The following is a 16,881-nucleotide window of genomic DNA, read 5'->3' on the forward strand; positions in this document are numbered from 1 at the left end:
TTCTACCCCAAGAGCTCCGACAGCAGATCGGGCATGACGAGCAATTGACCAACGGCGGATTCTGGCAGTCATTGCAATATCGCCTCGCAGAATATGGCCGGTAACTGGCCATATTTAAAGCGGAGAGTGTTCGGCCACCACTCCCCAGACGGCGGTCTCAGCAAGCCGATCCTCCGAGCGGGTCCCCACCTGGGGGATGTCACAGGGGTGCTCAGCCTGCGTTGATCCCGACGCCTGCTCCCTCACCGTCCTGATGTGTCGCCTCTTCCTGACGCCCCGCCTTTTCCCACCTCCGCACCAGGGCCTGCACCCCACCTCCATACCCCCGAACGGCTCGAGGGCGCCGCCATGCATCCCCATGGCCCTACTGGCGGGCGCGTCGCGGACACCTCTCCTCCAGGTCTCTTGTGAGCCGAGTCACCTCCTGCTATGGTCTTCCCGCTTCGCAGAAAGTGTTTCCCATAGAGTGGGAATTACTGCGCGGGGCGTCGCATGGGCAATGCCCCCGGCACCGGGGCGATCACCCTGCGAGGAAGCGCTCGTGAACGCAAGCCAGGAGAACCATGACTCACTACGAAATTGCCGTGATTCCCGGGGACGGTATCGGCCCCGAAGTCGTGGACGCCGCTCTGTCCGTCCTGAAGGAATGCGAAACGCGCTACGGACTGAAGTTCCATTACACGTTCTATGACTTCAGCGCAGACCTGTACCGCCGCACCGGTCGAAAGATCACTGCCGCCGACATGGATGAGATCGGCAAGGCGGACGCCGTGTTGTTCGGCGCCATGGGGTTGCCAGATGTGCGTGGACCGGAAGGCCTTGAGCTGGGCGCCCAGGTCGAGATGCGGGCCCACTACGGGCTTTTTGCCAGCCTTCGGCCGGTGCGGCTTTTCCCGGGAGTCGAGAGCCCGGTCAAGGCGAAGGACATCGACATGCTCGTCATCCGGGAAACCTCCGAAGGGATGTTCGCGGGACTGGCCGATGAGCAAGAGCCCAGTGATGAGCGGGCGAGTGATCGCATGACGATCACCCGGGCCACGTGCGAGAAGCTCTTCGACGTGGCCTTCGCCCAGGCGCGAGCACGCCGCAAGCGAGGCACCCCGGGGCACGTGACCCTGCTGCACAAGTCCAACGCGCTGCGCAGCAACGTTTTGATGGAGAAGGTGTTCGACGAGGTCGCTGCGCGCAACGACGATGTCGGAAGCGCGAAGTTCTACATCGACGCGGGATCGATGTACATGGTCACCGATCCGGAACGCTACGACGTGGTCGTCTCGGAGAACATTTTCGGCGACATCGTCTCCGAGATCGCAGCCGGCCTCGTCGGCGGTCTCGGCGTCGCGCCCTCCGCCGACGTCAGCCTGACCCATGGCGTGTTCCAGCCCTCACACGGCAGCGCCCCCGACATCGCGGGCAAAGGCATCGCGAATCCGACGGCAATGATCCTCTCGGCCGCCATGATGCTGGAATGGCTGGGCGAACGCCACGATGACGACCTGTGCACCCAGGCAGCACAGAGCATGCACGGCGCCGTCGAAGCAACACTGGCAACAGGTCCTCGGGCGCGCGACCTGGGCGGAACGGCCGGCACCCAGGAAGTGGTGGAGGCGGTCCTCAGCGCCCTGCCGGCGGAGCTGGGAGCTGGGCGGCTGGAGCACCACGTCGCGGCCGTGACCGACGGATAACCCTGCACCGCCAGGCTCTCACTCTGCTCCCTCAACTTCTCCTACCGCAGCCGGCAGGCATTGACCCACGAAAGATGTGCACCCATGACGTACAAGGTTTTGTTCCTCAACCCGCTGAAGGACTATGTCGGCCGCCTGGTGGATTCCGCACCGGAGGGCTTTGAGGTGACAGTGATGCCGCCCGGGGCGGAGGTGTCGGCGATGTGCCGTGAGGCGGCGGATGCCGATTTCCTCATCTCGGGCGTCGACGTGCCCGAGGAGGTGTTCCGGGCCGCCAAGAACGCCAAGTTCATCCAATACATGAGCTCTGGTTACGGGCAGCTGCCGATCAGTGTCCTGAATGAACTGGGGGTTCCGGTGGCCCAGATGAAGACCCATTCGATCTCCGTCGGAGAGCATGCGGTCACGTTGATGCTGACGGTGCTGCGGCGCATCCCGGCCTCCATGCAGCTGATGCGCGAGGGGAAGTGGCGTCAAGACCTGGACGAGATGTCCTACTCGGAGCTGTACGGCAAAACGGTCGGGATCGTCGGCCTGGGGAACATCGGTCGCTGGGTCGGCAAGGTCGTCCACCACGGATTCGGCGCCAATGTGGTCTTCTACGACAACGCGGAGATCCCGCTGACCGTCTCCGAGCTCATCCCGGCCCGCCCGGTCTCGTTGGAGGAGCTCATGGCGATCTCCGACATCGTCTGCGTGAATGTTCCGTTGAATGCGGACTCCGACAAGATGATCGGGCGCGAGGAACTGGCCCTGATGAAGCGCACCGGAGTTCTCGTCAATGTCGGCCGCGGTGAGGTTGTGGATGAGCGCGCCCTCATCGAATGCTTGCGCGAGGGGCGCATCGCTGGAGCCGGACTCGATGTCTACGACAGAGAGCCGCTGGACACCGCCAGCGAGTTGCTGGATCTGGAGCAGGTGGTGTGCACGCCCCATATGGCCGGTGTGGGCTGGGAGAACGTCCAGCGCAGGATCGCGACGGTCTGGCAGAACTTCGATGCGGTCCTGCGTGGTGACACCCCCAGCGGGGTCGTCACAGAGACGAAGCGAGCGGCCCACCTGTCGGTCTCGTAGCGTGCCGCCCACCCGCGATGCCGGATGAACCGTATGGATTCGGTCGAAGGGATGGCGCGGGGGCGGTCACCGTGTGATCAGCGGCTGCCGGGGCCTGTGGTTCAGAGCCCGGGTCGCTGTCAGGTGTGGTGTCGATGCTGCCGCGCGAGGCGGCCGGCAATCCGCCATGGGCACCACGGGAGACGTCGAGCAGTGCTCGTGCCCTCCTGCTCCTGAGCGCCCAAGTGGCCGGCACGAGTGTGACGTCAGCTCCATCCAGGGCACCCGTGGGCACCGTCGGCCGCACAGTCCGGGTGCCCGACGACTGGGATCTGTTGCGCGGTAGAACGGACACCTGGCCATAAGGTGGCTCCATGTCGTCCCCTGAGTCACCGAGCAGCAACCGCACCCTGGAGCGTGTGGCCGCGATCCTCGATGCTGTGGATTCCTCCTCGGCCTCGGCCAGCGAGCTGGCCCGCCGAACGGGCCTGTCGGTCTCGACCGCCCACCGCCTGGCCCTGTCGATGGTCGAGTACGGGTTCCTGCGCCGGACCGAGGCCGGGAACTTTCGGCTGGGACAGCGCTTCGTGCAGTCCGCTCTGGAGAAGGTCGCGCTGCCGGCACTGACCGCGCTACGGGACGCGACCGGTGAGAGCGCCCAGTTGTGGATCCGTCGCGGGGAGGACCGCATCTGCCTGCTCAACTTCGACAGCCCCCAGGAGCTGAGGGCGACCCTGCCTCCGGGATCGCGTCTGGCCCTGCCGGCAGGCTCCAGCGGACGCCTCCTGGCCAACGAACCGGAAGCCCTGGAGGAACTGGAGGCCCACGGGTGGGTGGAATCGGTCGGCCGTCGTACCCCGGGGCTGGGCTCGGTCAGCGCCCCGGTGGTGCTGCGCGGGCAGACCATTGCCGCTGTGTGCCTAGCCATGCCGCTGGCCCGCGTGCAGGACTCCCCCGGCGCCGACTTCGGTGACGCCGTCGTCGCCACCGCCCGACGCATCAGTGGCGACCTCGAGCAGGCTGCCCCGTAGTTCCCCACCACATTTGCTCCACAACCCCCTCGGCTTTTTCGCCGAGGGGGTTGTGTGTGTCCTGGGTCACGCGCTAGTGTCCTCCCGCTAAACGACAGTGATATCCCACACAGTGAGAAATTTGGGACGTCGCGAGGCCAAACCAAGGAAGCAGGCACCATGACCGACAATCTCCGTCTCGAGGGCAACACCCTCCCGCTGGAGGGCATCCGTGTGCTGGAGCTGGGCAGCTTCATCGCCGCCCCCTTCGCCGCCCGGCTCTTCGGCGACTTCGGCGCCGAGGTCATCAAGATCGAGAAGCCCACCGGCGGCGACGAGCTGCGCGACTGGCGCAAGACCCGCGGGGCCACCTCGATGCTGTTCCGCACCGTGGCCCGGAACAAGAAGTCGGTAGCCCCTGGACCTGCGCTCGGAGACCGGCCGGGAGGCGGTGAAGAAGATCGCCGCGAAGTGCGACGTGGTGATCGAGAACTTCCGCCCCGGCACCTTGGAGAAGTGGGGCCTGGGACCCGAGGTCCTGACCGAGCTCAACCCGGAGGTGGTGATGGTGCGGATCTCCGGCTACGGACAGACCGGCCCGTACCGCAACCGCGCCGGTTTCGGCAGCTCGGCGGAGTCCTTCGCCGGCCTGCGCTACATCACCGGTGAGCCCGACCGCCCGGCCGGCCGGGCCGCGGCGTCCCTGGGCGACACCGTAGCCGGGCTCTACGGGGTCATCGGGGCGCTGATGCTCATGCTGCAGAAGGCCCGCGGCGCCCGCTGCGAGGGCCCGCAGGTCGTCGATGTCGCCCTCTACGAGGGCGTGTTCAGCCTGCTGGAGTCCCTGGTGCCCGACTACGACGCCTACGGGATGGTGCGCACCCGCACCGGTGGCCGGCTGCCCGGGGTGGTGCCCACCGGCTCCTACCCCTGCGGCGACGACCTGGAAGTCGTCATCGGCGGCAACTCCAACTCGGTCTTCCGACGCCTGATGGCCGCCATCGGCCGGACGGACCTGGCCACCGACGAGTCGCTGCTGACGACCGAGGCGCGCGGGGCCCGGGAGGAGGAGCTCAACGGAGCGATCACCGCCTGGACCTCGAGCATGCCGCTCAAGGAGGTGCTTGAGCATCTCGATGCCGCCGGGGTGCCGGCCGGGCCCGTCTACGACGCCCCGTCCATCGCCACCGACGAGCACTACCTCGCCCGGGACATGATCGAAACCCACGAAGTCGTCGTCGAGGACGAGCCCGAACTCATCCGCTTCCCCGGGGTGGTTCCCAAGATCCCCGGCCACGAGGGCCGGGTCCAGTGGGTCGGTCCGGAGCTGGGCCAACACACCGAGGAGGTCCTGCACGAGATCGCCGGGCTGAGCCCCGAGGAGATCGCCGACCTCACCCCGCAGGAGGTGGGCTGAGTTGGACATGCAGATCACCGACGTGTTCCTGCGCGACGGCCTCCAGGACGAGGACGTCGTCGTGCCCACCGCCGACAAGCTCGCCGTCGCCGAGGCCCTGATGGCCGCCGGCCTCACCCGCCTGGAGGTGGCCTCCTTCGTCAACCCGAAGAAGGTCCCGCAGATGGCCGACGCCGCCGAGATCCTGGCCGGGCTCCCCCACCTCGAGAAGGTGACGTACACGGCACTGGCGCTCAACGGCCGCGGCATCGCCCGAGCCGTCGAAGCGGGAGCCACCGATGTTCAGGTCGTCGCCTCCGCCAGCCAGGCCCACAGCAACGCCAACGCCGGGCAGTCCATCGAGGACGCCCTGGCAGACCTCGCCGCCGAAGTGGCCCGCTACCCGCAGACCCACTTCTTCGCCGGGATCTCCACCGCCTTCACCTGCCCCTTCGAAGGTGAGATCGACCCCGCCCACCTGCTGCGGGTCGTGCGGGCCTTCCAGGCCATGGGCATCACCGACATCGGCCTGGCCGACACCCTCGGCACCTCACCCACCCATCAGGTCGTGAACGCCGTGGCGCACGTCCAGGACGCCGAACCCGACCTGACCTACTCCCTGCACCTGCACAACGCCCACGGCCAGGCCCTGGACACCGTCACCGCCGCCGCGGAACGGCTGGCGATCACCCGCTTCGACAGCGCCCTGGGCGGCTACGGCGGCTGCCCCTTCGCCCCCGGCGCCCACGGCAACATCGCCACCGAACAACTCGTAGCCCACCTGCACGCCACCGGCCACGACACCGGCATCGACGAGGACCGTCTGGCCGAGGCAGTGCGCCTGGCCCGCGACGTCATCGCGCACTCCTCGGCGCTGGGGTCCCTGGACCCCGCCGGACGCTAGACCACTTCACCTCTTCCATCCACGAGCGGCTCTGTGAGAACCGCCGTGCCCACACGAACCGGGGGATCCCGATGTCCACGACACCACCGACCACCCAGACCACCCAGCCCGCCGGCCTGGCATCGGATCAGCAGCCTGCGGATCCGGGCACCGGGATGCACCGTGCGGTCGCCCCGACCGCAGGCCCGCGCCGCGGAACGCACTACCCCGGCCGCCAGGGCTGGCGCATCGCCAGCACGCCCGCCCCGGTCTACCTTGTGTTCGCTGCCGTGGTGCTGATCGCCGCGGTGACCGGCAACCTGCCCGAGTCCATGCTCTCGGGCTTCGCCGTCACCATGCTGCTGGGCGGGCTGCTGATCTGGATCGGCAATCTCTTCCCCGTGATCCGCGACTACGGGCTGCCCACCGTCCTGTGCACCTTCGTCCCGGCCACCCTCATGTTCGCCGGGGTCATGCCGGAGAACGCCGTGGTCGTGGTGCAGAGTTTCGTCGACAGCTACGGGTTCCTGGACTTCTTCGTCATGGCCCTGATCGCCGGGTCCATCCTGGGCATGCCCCGGGCACTGCTCCTGAAGGCCGGGCCCCGCTTCGCGGTCCCCCTGGTCGGGTGCCTGATCGCCACCTTCGGCCTGATCGGGGCCCTCGGTGCGGTCACCGGCTTCGGGTTCATGGAAGGCATTCTCTTCATCGCCGCCCCGATCATGGCCGGGGGCCTGGGTCTGGGTGCGGTACCGATGTCGGAGATGTACGCCGCCCGCACCGGTGGGGAGGCCGCCACGTTCATGGGCGATCTGATGTCGGCGGTGGTGATGGCCAACATCGTGTGCATTCTCATCGCCGGGGTCTACAACGGGCTGGGCAAGCGCAAGAAGCAGCTGTTCGTCGGGTTCAACGGCCACGGTGAACTCATGCGCGTGAAGGGCCGGGCCGGAGAGATGGCCACCCCGCCGAAAAAGGAGCTGTCCTCCTTCCTCTCCCTGGGCAAGGGCCTGCTCATCGCCGCGGTCCTGTTCGTGGCCGGCAACCTGGTCGCGGTCTACCTTCCGGTCCTGCACCCCTACGCCTGGACCATCCTCTTCGCCGCCGCGGTCAAGATCTTCGGGCTCCTGCCCAAGGACCTCGAGGACGGGTCCTCCGAGTGGGGCGACATGATCGCCTCCATCCTGGTCCCGGCCCTGCTGGTGGGGGTGAGCATGACCTACATCGACATCCAGGAGGTCCTGGCCTCGGTGAGCAACCCGATGTTCATCGTCCTGACCATCGCCACCGTCGTCATCGCCACCCTGACCTCCGGGGTCCTGGGCTGGCTGGTGAAGTTCCACTTCGTGGAGGCCGCCATCACCCCGGGCCTGGTCATGGCCGACACCGGCGGCTCCGGCGACGTCGCCGTGCTCAGTGCGGCCAACCGCATGCACCTGATGCCCTTCGCGGCCCTGACCAACCGCCTCGGCGGGGCCCTGGTGCTGTTCGTCACCTCCCTGCTCGTGCCGCTGCTGGCCGGCTGATCCGGGGCCCCTCCCACCGGCACCGCTCCGCCGCCCCGATCCGGGGCGGCGGAGCGCCCCGTCCACCGCAGCGACAGGCAGCCCATGACGGCCACCGTCATCACCGAAACCCGAACAGGACATGTGCCATGACGAAGACCGACGCCCTCCGACCCCCATCCACCCTCGACAAGGAGCAAGGTTTCGACGTGCCAGCCGACAGCAACGAGACGAACTCCCTCCCCGGCGGACACAGCGCCACGGTGGAGAACACGGATGCGCCCCTCACCGTCTCGACCGCCGTCGCCGAGGTGATCGCTGCGCGCACCGATCACTTGTTCGGACTGATGGGCAACGGCAACGCCCACCTGATCAGCCACCTCACCTACGCCGGGTTCGGCTTCACCTCCGCCCGCCACGAAGCCGCCACGGTCACCATGGCCGATGCCTACCACCGGGCCACCGGGCGCGTCGGGGCGGCCACCACCACCTACGGGGCCGGATTCACCAACGCCTACACGGCCCTGGCCGAGGCCTGCCTGGCCCGGATCCCCCTGGTGATGGTGGTGGGCGACGCCCCAACGACGGGGCGTCGAGCCTTCGACATCGATCAGCCCGGTGCCGCCGCGGCGGTGGGGGTCACCACGCTCGTGGCGACCCCGGAGAACGCAACGGCGATCACGCACCGGGCCTTCGACCTGGCCCAGCAAACCTTCCAGCCCGTAGTGGTGGCCATCCCCTACGACGTCGCCACCGCCCCGCTCATCGAGCCGGTGGAGCTGCCGCCATTGCCGGTCAAGCCTGCCTGGAACGCCCCGGCCGAGGAGCTCGACCGCATCGCCGCCCTGCTGCGTGACGCGGCCCGGCCGTTGATCCTGGGTGGGCGCGGCGTGCTCCTGGCCGATGCCGCCGCCCCGCTCAAGGAGATCGGGGACCGGCTTGGGGGCCTGTTCATGACCTCGGTGATGGCCACCAACCTCTTCGACTCCCCCTGGGACCTGGGGATTGCCGGGGGCTTCACCCGCGACCACCGCCTCGAGCTCGTCCGCCAGGCCGACCTGGTGCTGGTCGCCGGGGCGAGCCTCAACGCCTTCCAGGCCCGCTACGGAACCCTCTTCGCGCCCGGCACCCGGGTGATCCGCATCGACAACGAACCGGAGGCCGCGGTGGCCCACCCGGCCGTCACCGACTACATCCGCGCCGACCTCGACCCCTTCCTGCAGGCCCTCACCGGCCGGATCCCCACGACCGAGCAGGCGCGCACCTGGCGGGCAGCCGTGCCCGAGGTGGCCGGGGAGGCCTTCCGCTCCCCCGCCCCGGTGGAGGACCCGGCCGAGTTCGGCCCCGACGGCCGGCTCAACCCCCGGGCCGTGGTCGCGGCCCTGGAAGAGATCCTCCCGAAGGACCGCTCCGTGGTGATGGACGGGGGCCACTTCATGGGCTGGGCCCCGATGTATCTCTCGGTGCCGGATCCGCAGGCCATGGTGCTGGTGGGCACCGCTTTTCAGTCCATTGGTCTCGGGGTCGGCTCCGCGGCCGGGGTCTCGGTGGCCCGCCCGAAGCGCACCACGGTGTTCGTCACCGGCGACGGCGGTGGGCTCATGGGCCTGGCGGACTTCGAGACCTTCATCCGCGCCACCGCCCGTGGGGTGGTGATCGTGCTCAACGACTCCGCCTACGGCGCCGAGCTGCACCAATACGCCTCCAAGGGCCTGGACCCCACCGCAATGCTCATCGACGAAGTCGACTTCGCCGCCATCGGCCGGGGCCTGGGCGCGGACGGAGCAAAAGCCCGAACGCTGGCCGACCTCGCCGTGCTCACCGACTGGCTGGCCACCCACGACGAAGGAGTCTTCGTCCTGGACGTGGCCATCTCCCAGAAGGTCGTCGTGGAATTCATGGCAGCCTCCCTCACCGCCGGCAAGAAGCTGTAGACCATGGCCTTCCCCACCAGCCCTGCTGAGAGTCAGGGCGCCTCACCGCCCCAGATCTCCTGGCCGGCGATGCCCACATCCGAGGCACCACAAGCGGACGCAGCGTTATCCGAGGACACAACCATCTCCGCGTGGGCGCTACGCCCTGGCGACCATGTGGAGGTTCACGCGCCGGGGTACCAGCCTTACCAAGCAGTTGTCGACGACACCATGGCCCACCTGCACGTGGCCTGGGTCCGGGAACTCAGGTGCGGAGAGCGGCGGATGCTATCCACGCAGGAGTACCGCTTCCATCGCTGTTGAGAGCCACCAGGCGTTAAGGTCACGGCGGGCGTGCACCACGTGCCGAATCAAGGTCTCGAGCAGTCAGCCATGACGCGATGACAGGCCTGCGCCGGGAGGGAAACACGAGTCACCAGCGGAAGCTCCATGTGCGCCATGGCTTCCCGCCTCGTGCTCCCACCGAAAGCTCCTCGGCCATCCACGCGGATGGACGAGGAGCTTTACGTTTCCCAGACCAGAACAACCGGGACTGCCGCATTGATAGGTGACGTTGAGCTGGCTCGATGGCCTCTATCCCGCCTCACGTAAAGTCCCGGTCCGTGTGGTGGTGGTACAGGCGGGCAACTCCACCGCGACATGCAAGTTGGTTACCGGCTGGCGTACCCCACGCTCCGCCGGCCACGACTCCAGCTTTCGTGGGGTTCTTGCGCTACGCCGTCTGATCAGCGGCTGGGGAGACCTCGCGTCCTGCAGGTAGCAATCGTTCGACCTGGTCCAGCGCTGATCGCGTCTGGTCTTCGGTGGCGATGGTGATGCGCTGGAACACCAGTCCGTCGAGGGCGGCGAACACCAGTCGAGCCACGGCTTCGTCCGCGGCGTAGCCGGCGGCGGCGAGGGCTGCCTGCATGCGCTGGACGTAGGCGTCGTACAGACGCTCGGCTGCCGGTCGCAGGGCAGGGATTGCCCTGGAGGCCAGGACCATCTCGTACTGGAAGGCTTGTCGTGCGGGGGACTCCCGCACGGCGTCCAGCACGTTGTCTGCGATGGCACCGTGGAAGATCCGCTCGAACTCGGTGCCTTCCAGGGTGCGCTGGGCCGCGTGGTCCATGGCCGCTTCCAGCAGGGCCGTCTTGGACCCGAAGTGGTGGGAGATCAGCGTGTTGTCCACCCCGGCGATCTCGGCCACCTTGCGGTAGCTCAGCGATTTCAACCCGTCGCGACCTACCAGCTCGATAACGGCATCCAGCAGGGCCTCCCGGCCTGCCCCGTAGACCCCATTGCGTCCCGCCATCTGCACTCCTGTCGTCGCACCGGCTCTAGAAACCCCTGCCCGTCCACGCTACCTGTCGGCCTCACTTTGGGGCCCTGGGTGCACGACCGGACGCCCCCCCACCTTCAGCCGAAGAAATTTTTGCGCTCCCCCTTGCCATACAAACTCTGCAAGTGCAGAGTTGTCTTGCGCTCACAGTGACCCGTGTCACGGCAACCCACTGTGGGAGCGGCGCTCGTCTGCTCGTCTCAGACCTGCGCTGCGCATCGAAGGGCTACTCGCGTGGTTCCAGCAGCACCCGATCCCAGGGGGACCTGATGTCTTCACCCATCACTTCCGGCGCTACAGCCGGTTCGACGCCGGCATCGCCGGGCTCAACGTCGAGGACGCCGCAGGGCACACCCGCCCCGCACGAGGCGCCCACCGAGCTGCACGCCCGCCTGTCCTGGAAGGACGCCTTCGCCATGTCGATGGCCGTCTCCGGCGGGCTCTACGTCTCCTTCGGCGCCACCGTGGCAGTGGTCGGGGGCCTGTCGGCGATGGCGCTGTGGGCCTTTGCCGCGCTGATCGGCTGGGTGCAGAACACCCTGTTCGCCGAGATGGCCTCGATCTTCCCGGACAAGCCCGGCGGGGTGCCGATCTACGCCCACGAGGCCTGGCGTGAACGCTTCGCCCCGGCCGGGGCGCTGGCCACCTTCGGCTACTGGTTCGGCTGGTCGGCGGTGATCTCCATCGTCTCCGTCACTGCCGGGGCCGTCATCACCGCCCGCTGGCTGCCCGAGGCCACCTGGGCCCTGAACCTCGGGGTCGCCCAGATCGGGCCGGCTCAGCTGATCGGTATCGTGCTGATCCTGCTCATCATGGTGCCCAACCTCTTCGGCGCACAGCCGGCCGCCTGGGTGAACAAGGTGATCGGGGTGCTGCTGCTGGCATCCTTCGCCGTGTTCATCGCCGCCCCCCTCGTCTCCGGGTCCTGGCAGGCCCCCAACCTCACCTGGGGCCTGGGCGATCTGGCCGCCGACCCTTGGGCCACGATCCAGCTGGCCCTGGTCTGGCTCTACCTGATCGGCTGGACCGCCTACGGCACCGAGATGTGCGCGGCCTTCATGCCCGAGTACCGGTCCAAGAAGGACGGCAAGAAGGCCCTGTTCACCTCCGGGGCCTACACCTTCGGGATCTTCCTGCTCGTACCCTTCGGCGTGGGGGGGCTCGTCACCCAGCAGGAGGCCGCGGCCGATCCGGCCGGGATGTTCGTCACCGCCTTCACCCGGGTGCTGCCGGCCGGGCCCCTGGCCGACGTGATGCTGCTGGCCATCCTGGCCGCCCTGCTCATGGGCGTGAACGCCTCCATGGCCGACGGTTCCCGCGCCCTCTACGGGGCCGCCCTGGACGGGCTGGCGCCCAAGCAGCTCGAGAAGACCAACCGCCACGGCGTCCCGGCCCGGACGATCTACGCGGCGGTGGTCATGAACGTCGTGCTCATCGTCTTCATCGCCAACCCGATCTCCATCCTGGTCGCGGCCAACCTGGGCTACCTGCTGGCGATCCTGCTGGCCCTGGCCGGTTTCCTCGTCCTGCGCCGCGACCATCCCGAGTACAACCGCCCCTTCCGGGTGGGCCGCTACGCGGTGCCCCTGGCGGCGGTGCTGGTCGTCTACACCACCGTGGTGCTGGTGGTGGGGGCCCTGTCCAGTGAGCTGACCGGTTACGGGGGACCGAAGGAGCTGGCCATCGGCGTCGGGATCCTGGCCCTGTCCCTGGTGCTCTACCTCTACCGCCGCCGGGTCCAGGACCACCTTCCGCTGCTGCGCGACCCCCGCCCCGTCCCGAGCACCGCTCCGGCCCCTGGGCCCCGCTGAGTCCTACCGCTTGGGAGCACACGTCGTGCCCCTCCTGTCCGCAACACCCTCTCCGAAAGGAACCACCATGTCCGAACTCCTTGCCGCCGTCTTCCACGCCGACACCGCCACCACCGCTCCCGAGCCCTTCGAGGTCGGCACCGTGCGCTGGCTGCGCAAGCCCGGCCAGGGTGATCGCGAGGCCTTGTCTGCCGGAATCTGGGAAGTCACCCCCGAGCAGGTCCCGGAGGCCTTCGATCTGCCCATCCACCAGGACGAGAGCATCTACATCGTCTCCGGTCACCTGCGCATCCAGGTCCAGGACGGCGAGACCTTCGACCTCACTGCCGGTTCCATGGCCTCCTTCACCGAAGGCGCAATGACCCGCTGGCAGGTCCTGGAGCCCACCGTCGAATTCTTCGTCTACAGCTGAGCCGGCGGCGCGCTGCGTGTGTGCTGCACCGGTTGCCGTCCCATCCTTGATTCCCTCCGAAGGAGTTCTTCTCATGACCGTCGACAACTCGTTCCAGGACTACGTTCCCGTCGACGAGTGGCCCTCCGTCTCCACCATGCTCGATGGCTTCGGGGACCAGACTCTTCCCGCCTCCTCAGCTCTGGCCGGCACGAGCGTGGCCCTGCTCGGCGAGGACGGTCGGAGCTTCACCATGGCTTTCCGCGACGATTCCTCCTTGACGTGGACCATCGCCACCGCGGCGGACGACCAGGAAAGCGTGGAGGCCAAGTACAAGGCCGTCGAGGCACGTCCGAGGATCATCATCATCGACTTCGTGCACGGCGCGGGCCGGCAGATGCGCGATGTCACCGTGGTCCTCAACCAGATCAGCGGAGCAGCGACCGTTGCCGTCTCCGCGCTCCATGAGACCGACGAGGCCGTCAAGGGAAGCACCGAGTTCACCCACGCCCGCCTCGAGGGCACCAAAGCGGCCCTCCACCAGCGTTCCGCCGGGCTGGTGGGCAAACGGATCTACTACCGCTACAGCGATGTGGAGGCCTACGAGCACATCTACCTCACCCCGGGCACGTTCGTGTGGCACTGCCTGCGCGGTGGGGAGAAGGGACTGGCCGACGTCGACCGGACCCTGGCCTTCGAGGTGGCCGAGGAGCTCTACATCTTCTTCTGGACCGAGCGGGTCATGACCGTGGAGTCGGTGCTGCTGGTGGACCTCCAGGAGCAACGCTCGATCGGGCGGATGTTCGGCTGGGACGACACGACCGACGCACCGTTGGTGCTGCCGTTCAACTCCCGGCTCACCGTTCTGAACACCACCGCATACCCCCAGGATCACCACAAGCACTGAGTACCGACTCAGCCCCGCACACAGCAGCATCCCTGCCCGCCCAGTCGAAAGAAACGATCATGACCGACAACATCAGTGACGTCATCGTCATCGGCGCCGGATTCGCCGGACTGACCGCCGCCCGGGAACTGACCCAGCGCGGGCACACCGTGACCGTGCTCGAGGCCAAGGACCGCATCGGCGGGCGCACCTGGCTCGAGGACCGGATGGGCCGGCCCCTGGAACTCGGCGGCACCTGGGTGCACTGGATCCAGCCCTTCGTGTGGGCCGAGATGGGCCGCTACGGCATCAAGCCCGTCGCCGGCCCGGAGTTCACCACCGGCTACCGCCGCATCGACGGCGACATCGTCCGGGGCGGGGCCGAGGACATCCTCGAGCTGATGGACGAGGCCAACACCCGCCTGCTGGCCCGCTCCCGGGAGGTCTTCCCGCTGCCCTGGGAGCCGATGCACAACCCGGTCTGCACCGAGATCGACAGCACCACCCTGGCCCAGGCCATCGCCGACCTGGACCTGGAGCCGGAGGTGCGCCAGCTGGTGCGGTCGTTCTGGGCGCTGAACTTCAACGGCCGCCTGGACGAGGCCGCCTACACCCAGGCCCTGCGCTGGGCGGCGATCTCCAACGGGGATTGGAAGCTGATGTTCGAGGCCTGCGCCACCTACAAGATCGACGGCGGCACGAGAACGCTGATCGAGGCGATCCGCGCCGACGCCAAGATCGATCTGCACCTGAACACCCCGGTCACCGCCGTGGACCAGGCCGAGGGCACCGCGACCGTCACCACCGCCGACGGGCAGCAGCACACCGCCGCGGCCGTGGTCGTCACCCTGCCCCTGGGCGCCCTGGGCGGGATCGAGTTCACCCCCGCCCTGTCCGCGCCCAAGACCAAGGCCGCCCAACGGGGCCAGGCCGGGCGCGGGGCGAAGCTGTGGATCAAGGTCGCCGGACGCCAGGAGCGGTTCGTGGCCTTCGCGCCCGCCGAATCGCCCCTGAACTTCGTCCAGGCCGAGTACTTCGACACCGACACCACCACCCTGGTCGCCTTCGGCCCCGACGCCACCGCGGTGCCCATCGACGACGTGACCGCCGCCCAGGCCATGCTCGACGAGCTCGTGCCAGGCCTTGAGGTCCTCGAGGTCACCGGGCACAACTGGGTCGCCGACGAGTACGCCGGGGAGACTTGGCCCATGCACTACGCCGGGCACCTCACCGAGTGCTTCGAGGACCTGCAGCGCCCCGACGGACGGGTGTTCCTGGCCGGGGCCGACTACGCCACCGGCTGGGGCGGCTTCATCGACGGCGCCATCGAAAGCGGACTTACCGCCGCCCGCCGCATCCAAAAGCTGCTGGCCGAGCCCCGCCCCGTGGAGGCCCGGCTCAGCGCCTGAGCCTCCACCCCAGCCCTTCAACCGCACATCATCGGCCCAATGCGCCTACGGCCACCGCAGTAGCCGGAGCCGACCTGGAATCCGTAGCGGACCGGGAGGTGAAGGATTTCCCACAAAGGAGAGTTGTTATGACTGCTGAAGCTATTGCCCTGCCGACGTTCTCGAGTGCGGCCGATCTGCTGGCCGTGATCCAGCCCGCCGAGGGCGGGCGCACCCTGCTCGACCCGGCCACCGGCGAGGTCGTGGGCCGGGCGCCCAAGCACACCCTCACGGACCTGGAGACGGCCGTGACCGCCGCCCGCACCGCCCAGCCGGAATGGGCCGCCCGTGGCCACGCCGAACGCTCGGCTCTCCTCAACGCCGCCGCCGACGCCATCGATGCCAACGCCGAGGCCCTGGCGGAGCTGCTCTCGAGGGAGCAGGGCAAGCCGCTCAACGGCCCCAACGCCCGCTTCGAGGTCGGGGCGTGCGCAGCCTGGCTGCGCGCCACGGCCGCCCTGGAGCTGCAGCCCGAAACCCTCGTCGATGAGGAAGGCACCAAGGCGGAACTGCACTACCGGCCCCTGGGCGTGGTCGGGGCGATCGGGCCGTGGAACTGGCCGATGATGATCCACACCTGGCAGATCGCCCCGTCCCTGCGGATGGGCAACACCGTGGTCGTCAAGCCCTCCGGCTACACCCCGCTGTCGGTGCTGGCCCTGGTGGAAGTGCTCAACCAGGTCCTGCCGGCCGACGTGCTCCAGGCGGTCACCGGCGACCGCGAGATCGGTGAGGCCCTGGTCGCCCACCCGGGAGTGGACAAGATCATGTTCACCGGCTCCACCCCGGCCGGCAAGGCCATCATCCGCAACTCCGCCGACAACGTGAAGCGCCTGACCATGGAACTGGGCGGCAACGACGCCGGGATCGTGCTGCCCGATGTGGACCCGGCCGCCATCGCCGAGGACCTGTTCTGGGGGGCGTTCCTCAACACCGGCCAGACCTGTGCCGCGCTGAAGCGTCTCTACGTCCACGAAGACGTCTACGACGCCGTGTGCGAGGCCCTCACCGAGGTCGCCGCCAGGATGCCGATGGGCGTGGGACTGGACGAGAACAACGTGCTGGGCCCGCTGCAGAACCAGGCCCAGTACGACATCGTCGCCGACCTGGTGGAGAAAGCCCGGGCCGGCGGCGGACGCGTACTCATCGGCGGCAACCCCGACCAGGATGGGCCCGGGTACTTCTACCCCGCCACCCTGGTGGCCGATCTGGACAACGACAACCCGCTGGTGGCCGAGGAACAGTTCGGCCCGGCCCTGCCCATCATCAAGTACACCGACCTCGACGAGGTCATCGGAATGGCCAACGCCCTGGAAGTGGGCCTGGGGGCCTCCGTGTGGTCGGCCGACACCGAGGCCGCCCGCGAGGTCGCCGCCCGGATCCAGGCCGGCACCGTGTGGATCAACAAGCACGGGGCTGTGGACCCGCGGGTGCCCTTCGGTGGGGCCAAGCAGTCCGGCTACGGCCTGGAGTTCGGCGTCGAAGGCCTCAAGCACCTCGGCGCACCCCAGGTCATCAACGGCTAAGCACCCTCCCCGCACCGACTGAGGCGGCGCCG

Annotated in this window: 12 protein-coding genes and 1 pseudogene; 12 read left to right on the top strand and 1 reads right to left on the bottom strand. The window is 68.3% G+C overall.

The window, feature by feature from the left end:
• The first annotated feature begins 563 nt into the window (after positions 1-563).
• The 7 genes and pseudogenes from ACH9D3_RS05215 (at position 564) to ACH9D3_RS05245 (ending at position 9,466) form a co-directional block, all read left to right on the top strand.
• Positions 564-1,685 (top strand): isocitrate/isopropylmalate family dehydrogenase, encoded by a 1,122-nt coding sequence (locus ACH9D3_RS05215; RefSeq protein ID WP_396410118.1) that lies wholly within the window; start codon positions 564-566, stop codon positions 1,683-1,685.
• 84 nt (positions 1,686-1,769) lie between these two features.
• Positions 1,770-2,759: an NAD(P)-dependent oxidoreductase gene (locus ACH9D3_RS05220; protein WP_396410119.1), complete on the top strand. Its 990-nt coding sequence runs from the start codon at positions 1,770-1,772 to the stop codon at positions 2,757-2,759.
• A gap of 353 nt (positions 2,760-3,112) precedes the next feature.
• Entirely contained in the window at positions 3,113-3,769 is a 657-nt protein-coding gene (locus ACH9D3_RS05225) for an IclR family transcriptional regulator domain-containing protein (RefSeq protein WP_396410120.1), read from the top strand.
• Positions 3,770-3,928: 159 nt separating this feature from the next.
• Positions 3,929-5,165: pseudogene (locus tag ACH9D3_RS05230) on the top strand (CaiB/BaiF CoA transferase family protein).
• A 7-nt stretch (positions 5,166-5,172) separates the two neighbouring features.
• A complete protein-coding gene (locus tag ACH9D3_RS05235; protein ID WP_396410121.1) occupies positions 5,173-6,048 on the top strand; it encodes a hydroxymethylglutaryl-CoA lyase in 876 nt (291 codons plus the stop codon).
• 71 nt (positions 6,049-6,119) lie between these two features.
• On the top strand, positions 6,120-7,553 hold the full coding sequence (locus tag ACH9D3_RS05240) for a 2-hydroxycarboxylate transporter family protein (RefSeq protein WP_396410122.1): 1,434 nt from the start codon (positions 6,120-6,122) through the stop codon (positions 7,551-7,553).
• A 128-nt stretch (positions 7,554-7,681) separates the two neighbouring features.
• The gene (locus ACH9D3_RS05245) at positions 7,682-9,466 is read left to right on the top strand and encodes a thiamine pyrophosphate-binding protein (protein WP_396410123.1); all 1,785 of its coding nucleotides are present in this window, start codon (positions 7,682-7,684) and stop codon (positions 9,464-9,466) included.
• Between the two features lie 712 nt (positions 9,467-10,178).
• On the opposite strand, the gene ACH9D3_RS05250 is transcribed toward ACH9D3_RS05245, so the two are convergent.
• Positions 10,179-10,760 (bottom strand): TetR family transcriptional regulator, encoded by a 582-nt coding sequence (locus ACH9D3_RS05250; protein ID WP_396410124.1) that lies wholly within the window; start codon positions 10,758-10,760, stop codon positions 10,179-10,181.
• A gap of 296 nt (positions 10,761-11,056) precedes the next feature.
• Here ACH9D3_RS05250 and ACH9D3_RS05255 point away from each other — a divergent pair, with 296 nt between their 5' ends.
• From ACH9D3_RS05255 to ACH9D3_RS05275, 5 genes are all read left to right on the top strand, one after another.
• Positions 11,057-12,598, top strand: a complete 1,542-nt coding sequence (locus ACH9D3_RS05255) for an amino acid permease (RefSeq protein ID WP_396410125.1) — start codon at positions 11,057-11,059, stop codon at positions 12,596-12,598.
• A gap of 67 nt (positions 12,599-12,665) precedes the next feature.
• A complete protein-coding gene (locus tag ACH9D3_RS05260) occupies positions 12,666-13,010 on the top strand; it encodes a cupin domain-containing protein (protein ID WP_396410126.1) in 345 nt (114 codons plus the stop codon).
• A 73-nt stretch (positions 13,011-13,083) separates the two neighbouring features.
• The gene (locus tag ACH9D3_RS05265) at positions 13,084-13,896 is read left to right on the top strand and encodes a MoaF C-terminal domain-containing protein (protein ID WP_396410127.1); all 813 of its coding nucleotides are present in this window, start codon (positions 13,084-13,086) and stop codon (positions 13,894-13,896) included.
• A 59-nt stretch (positions 13,897-13,955) separates the two neighbouring features.
• Positions 13,956-15,284, top strand: a complete 1,329-nt coding sequence (locus tag ACH9D3_RS05270) for an FAD-dependent oxidoreductase (protein ID WP_396410128.1) — start codon at positions 13,956-13,958, stop codon at positions 15,282-15,284.
• A gap of 128 nt (positions 15,285-15,412) precedes the next feature.
• Positions 15,413-16,849 carry an aldehyde dehydrogenase family protein gene (locus ACH9D3_RS05275; RefSeq protein ID WP_396410129.1) on the top strand — a complete coding sequence of 479 codons (1,437 nt, stop codon included), beginning with the start codon at positions 15,413-15,415 and terminating at the stop codon, positions 16,847-16,849.
• The last annotated feature ends 32 nt before the right edge of the window (positions 16,850-16,881 follow it).

The organism is Kocuria kalidii (genome assembly GCF_044462225.1).
In the GTDB taxonomy this organism is placed as follows: domain Bacteria; phylum Actinomycetota; class Actinomycetes; order Actinomycetales; family Micrococcaceae; genus Kocuria; species Kocuria kalidii.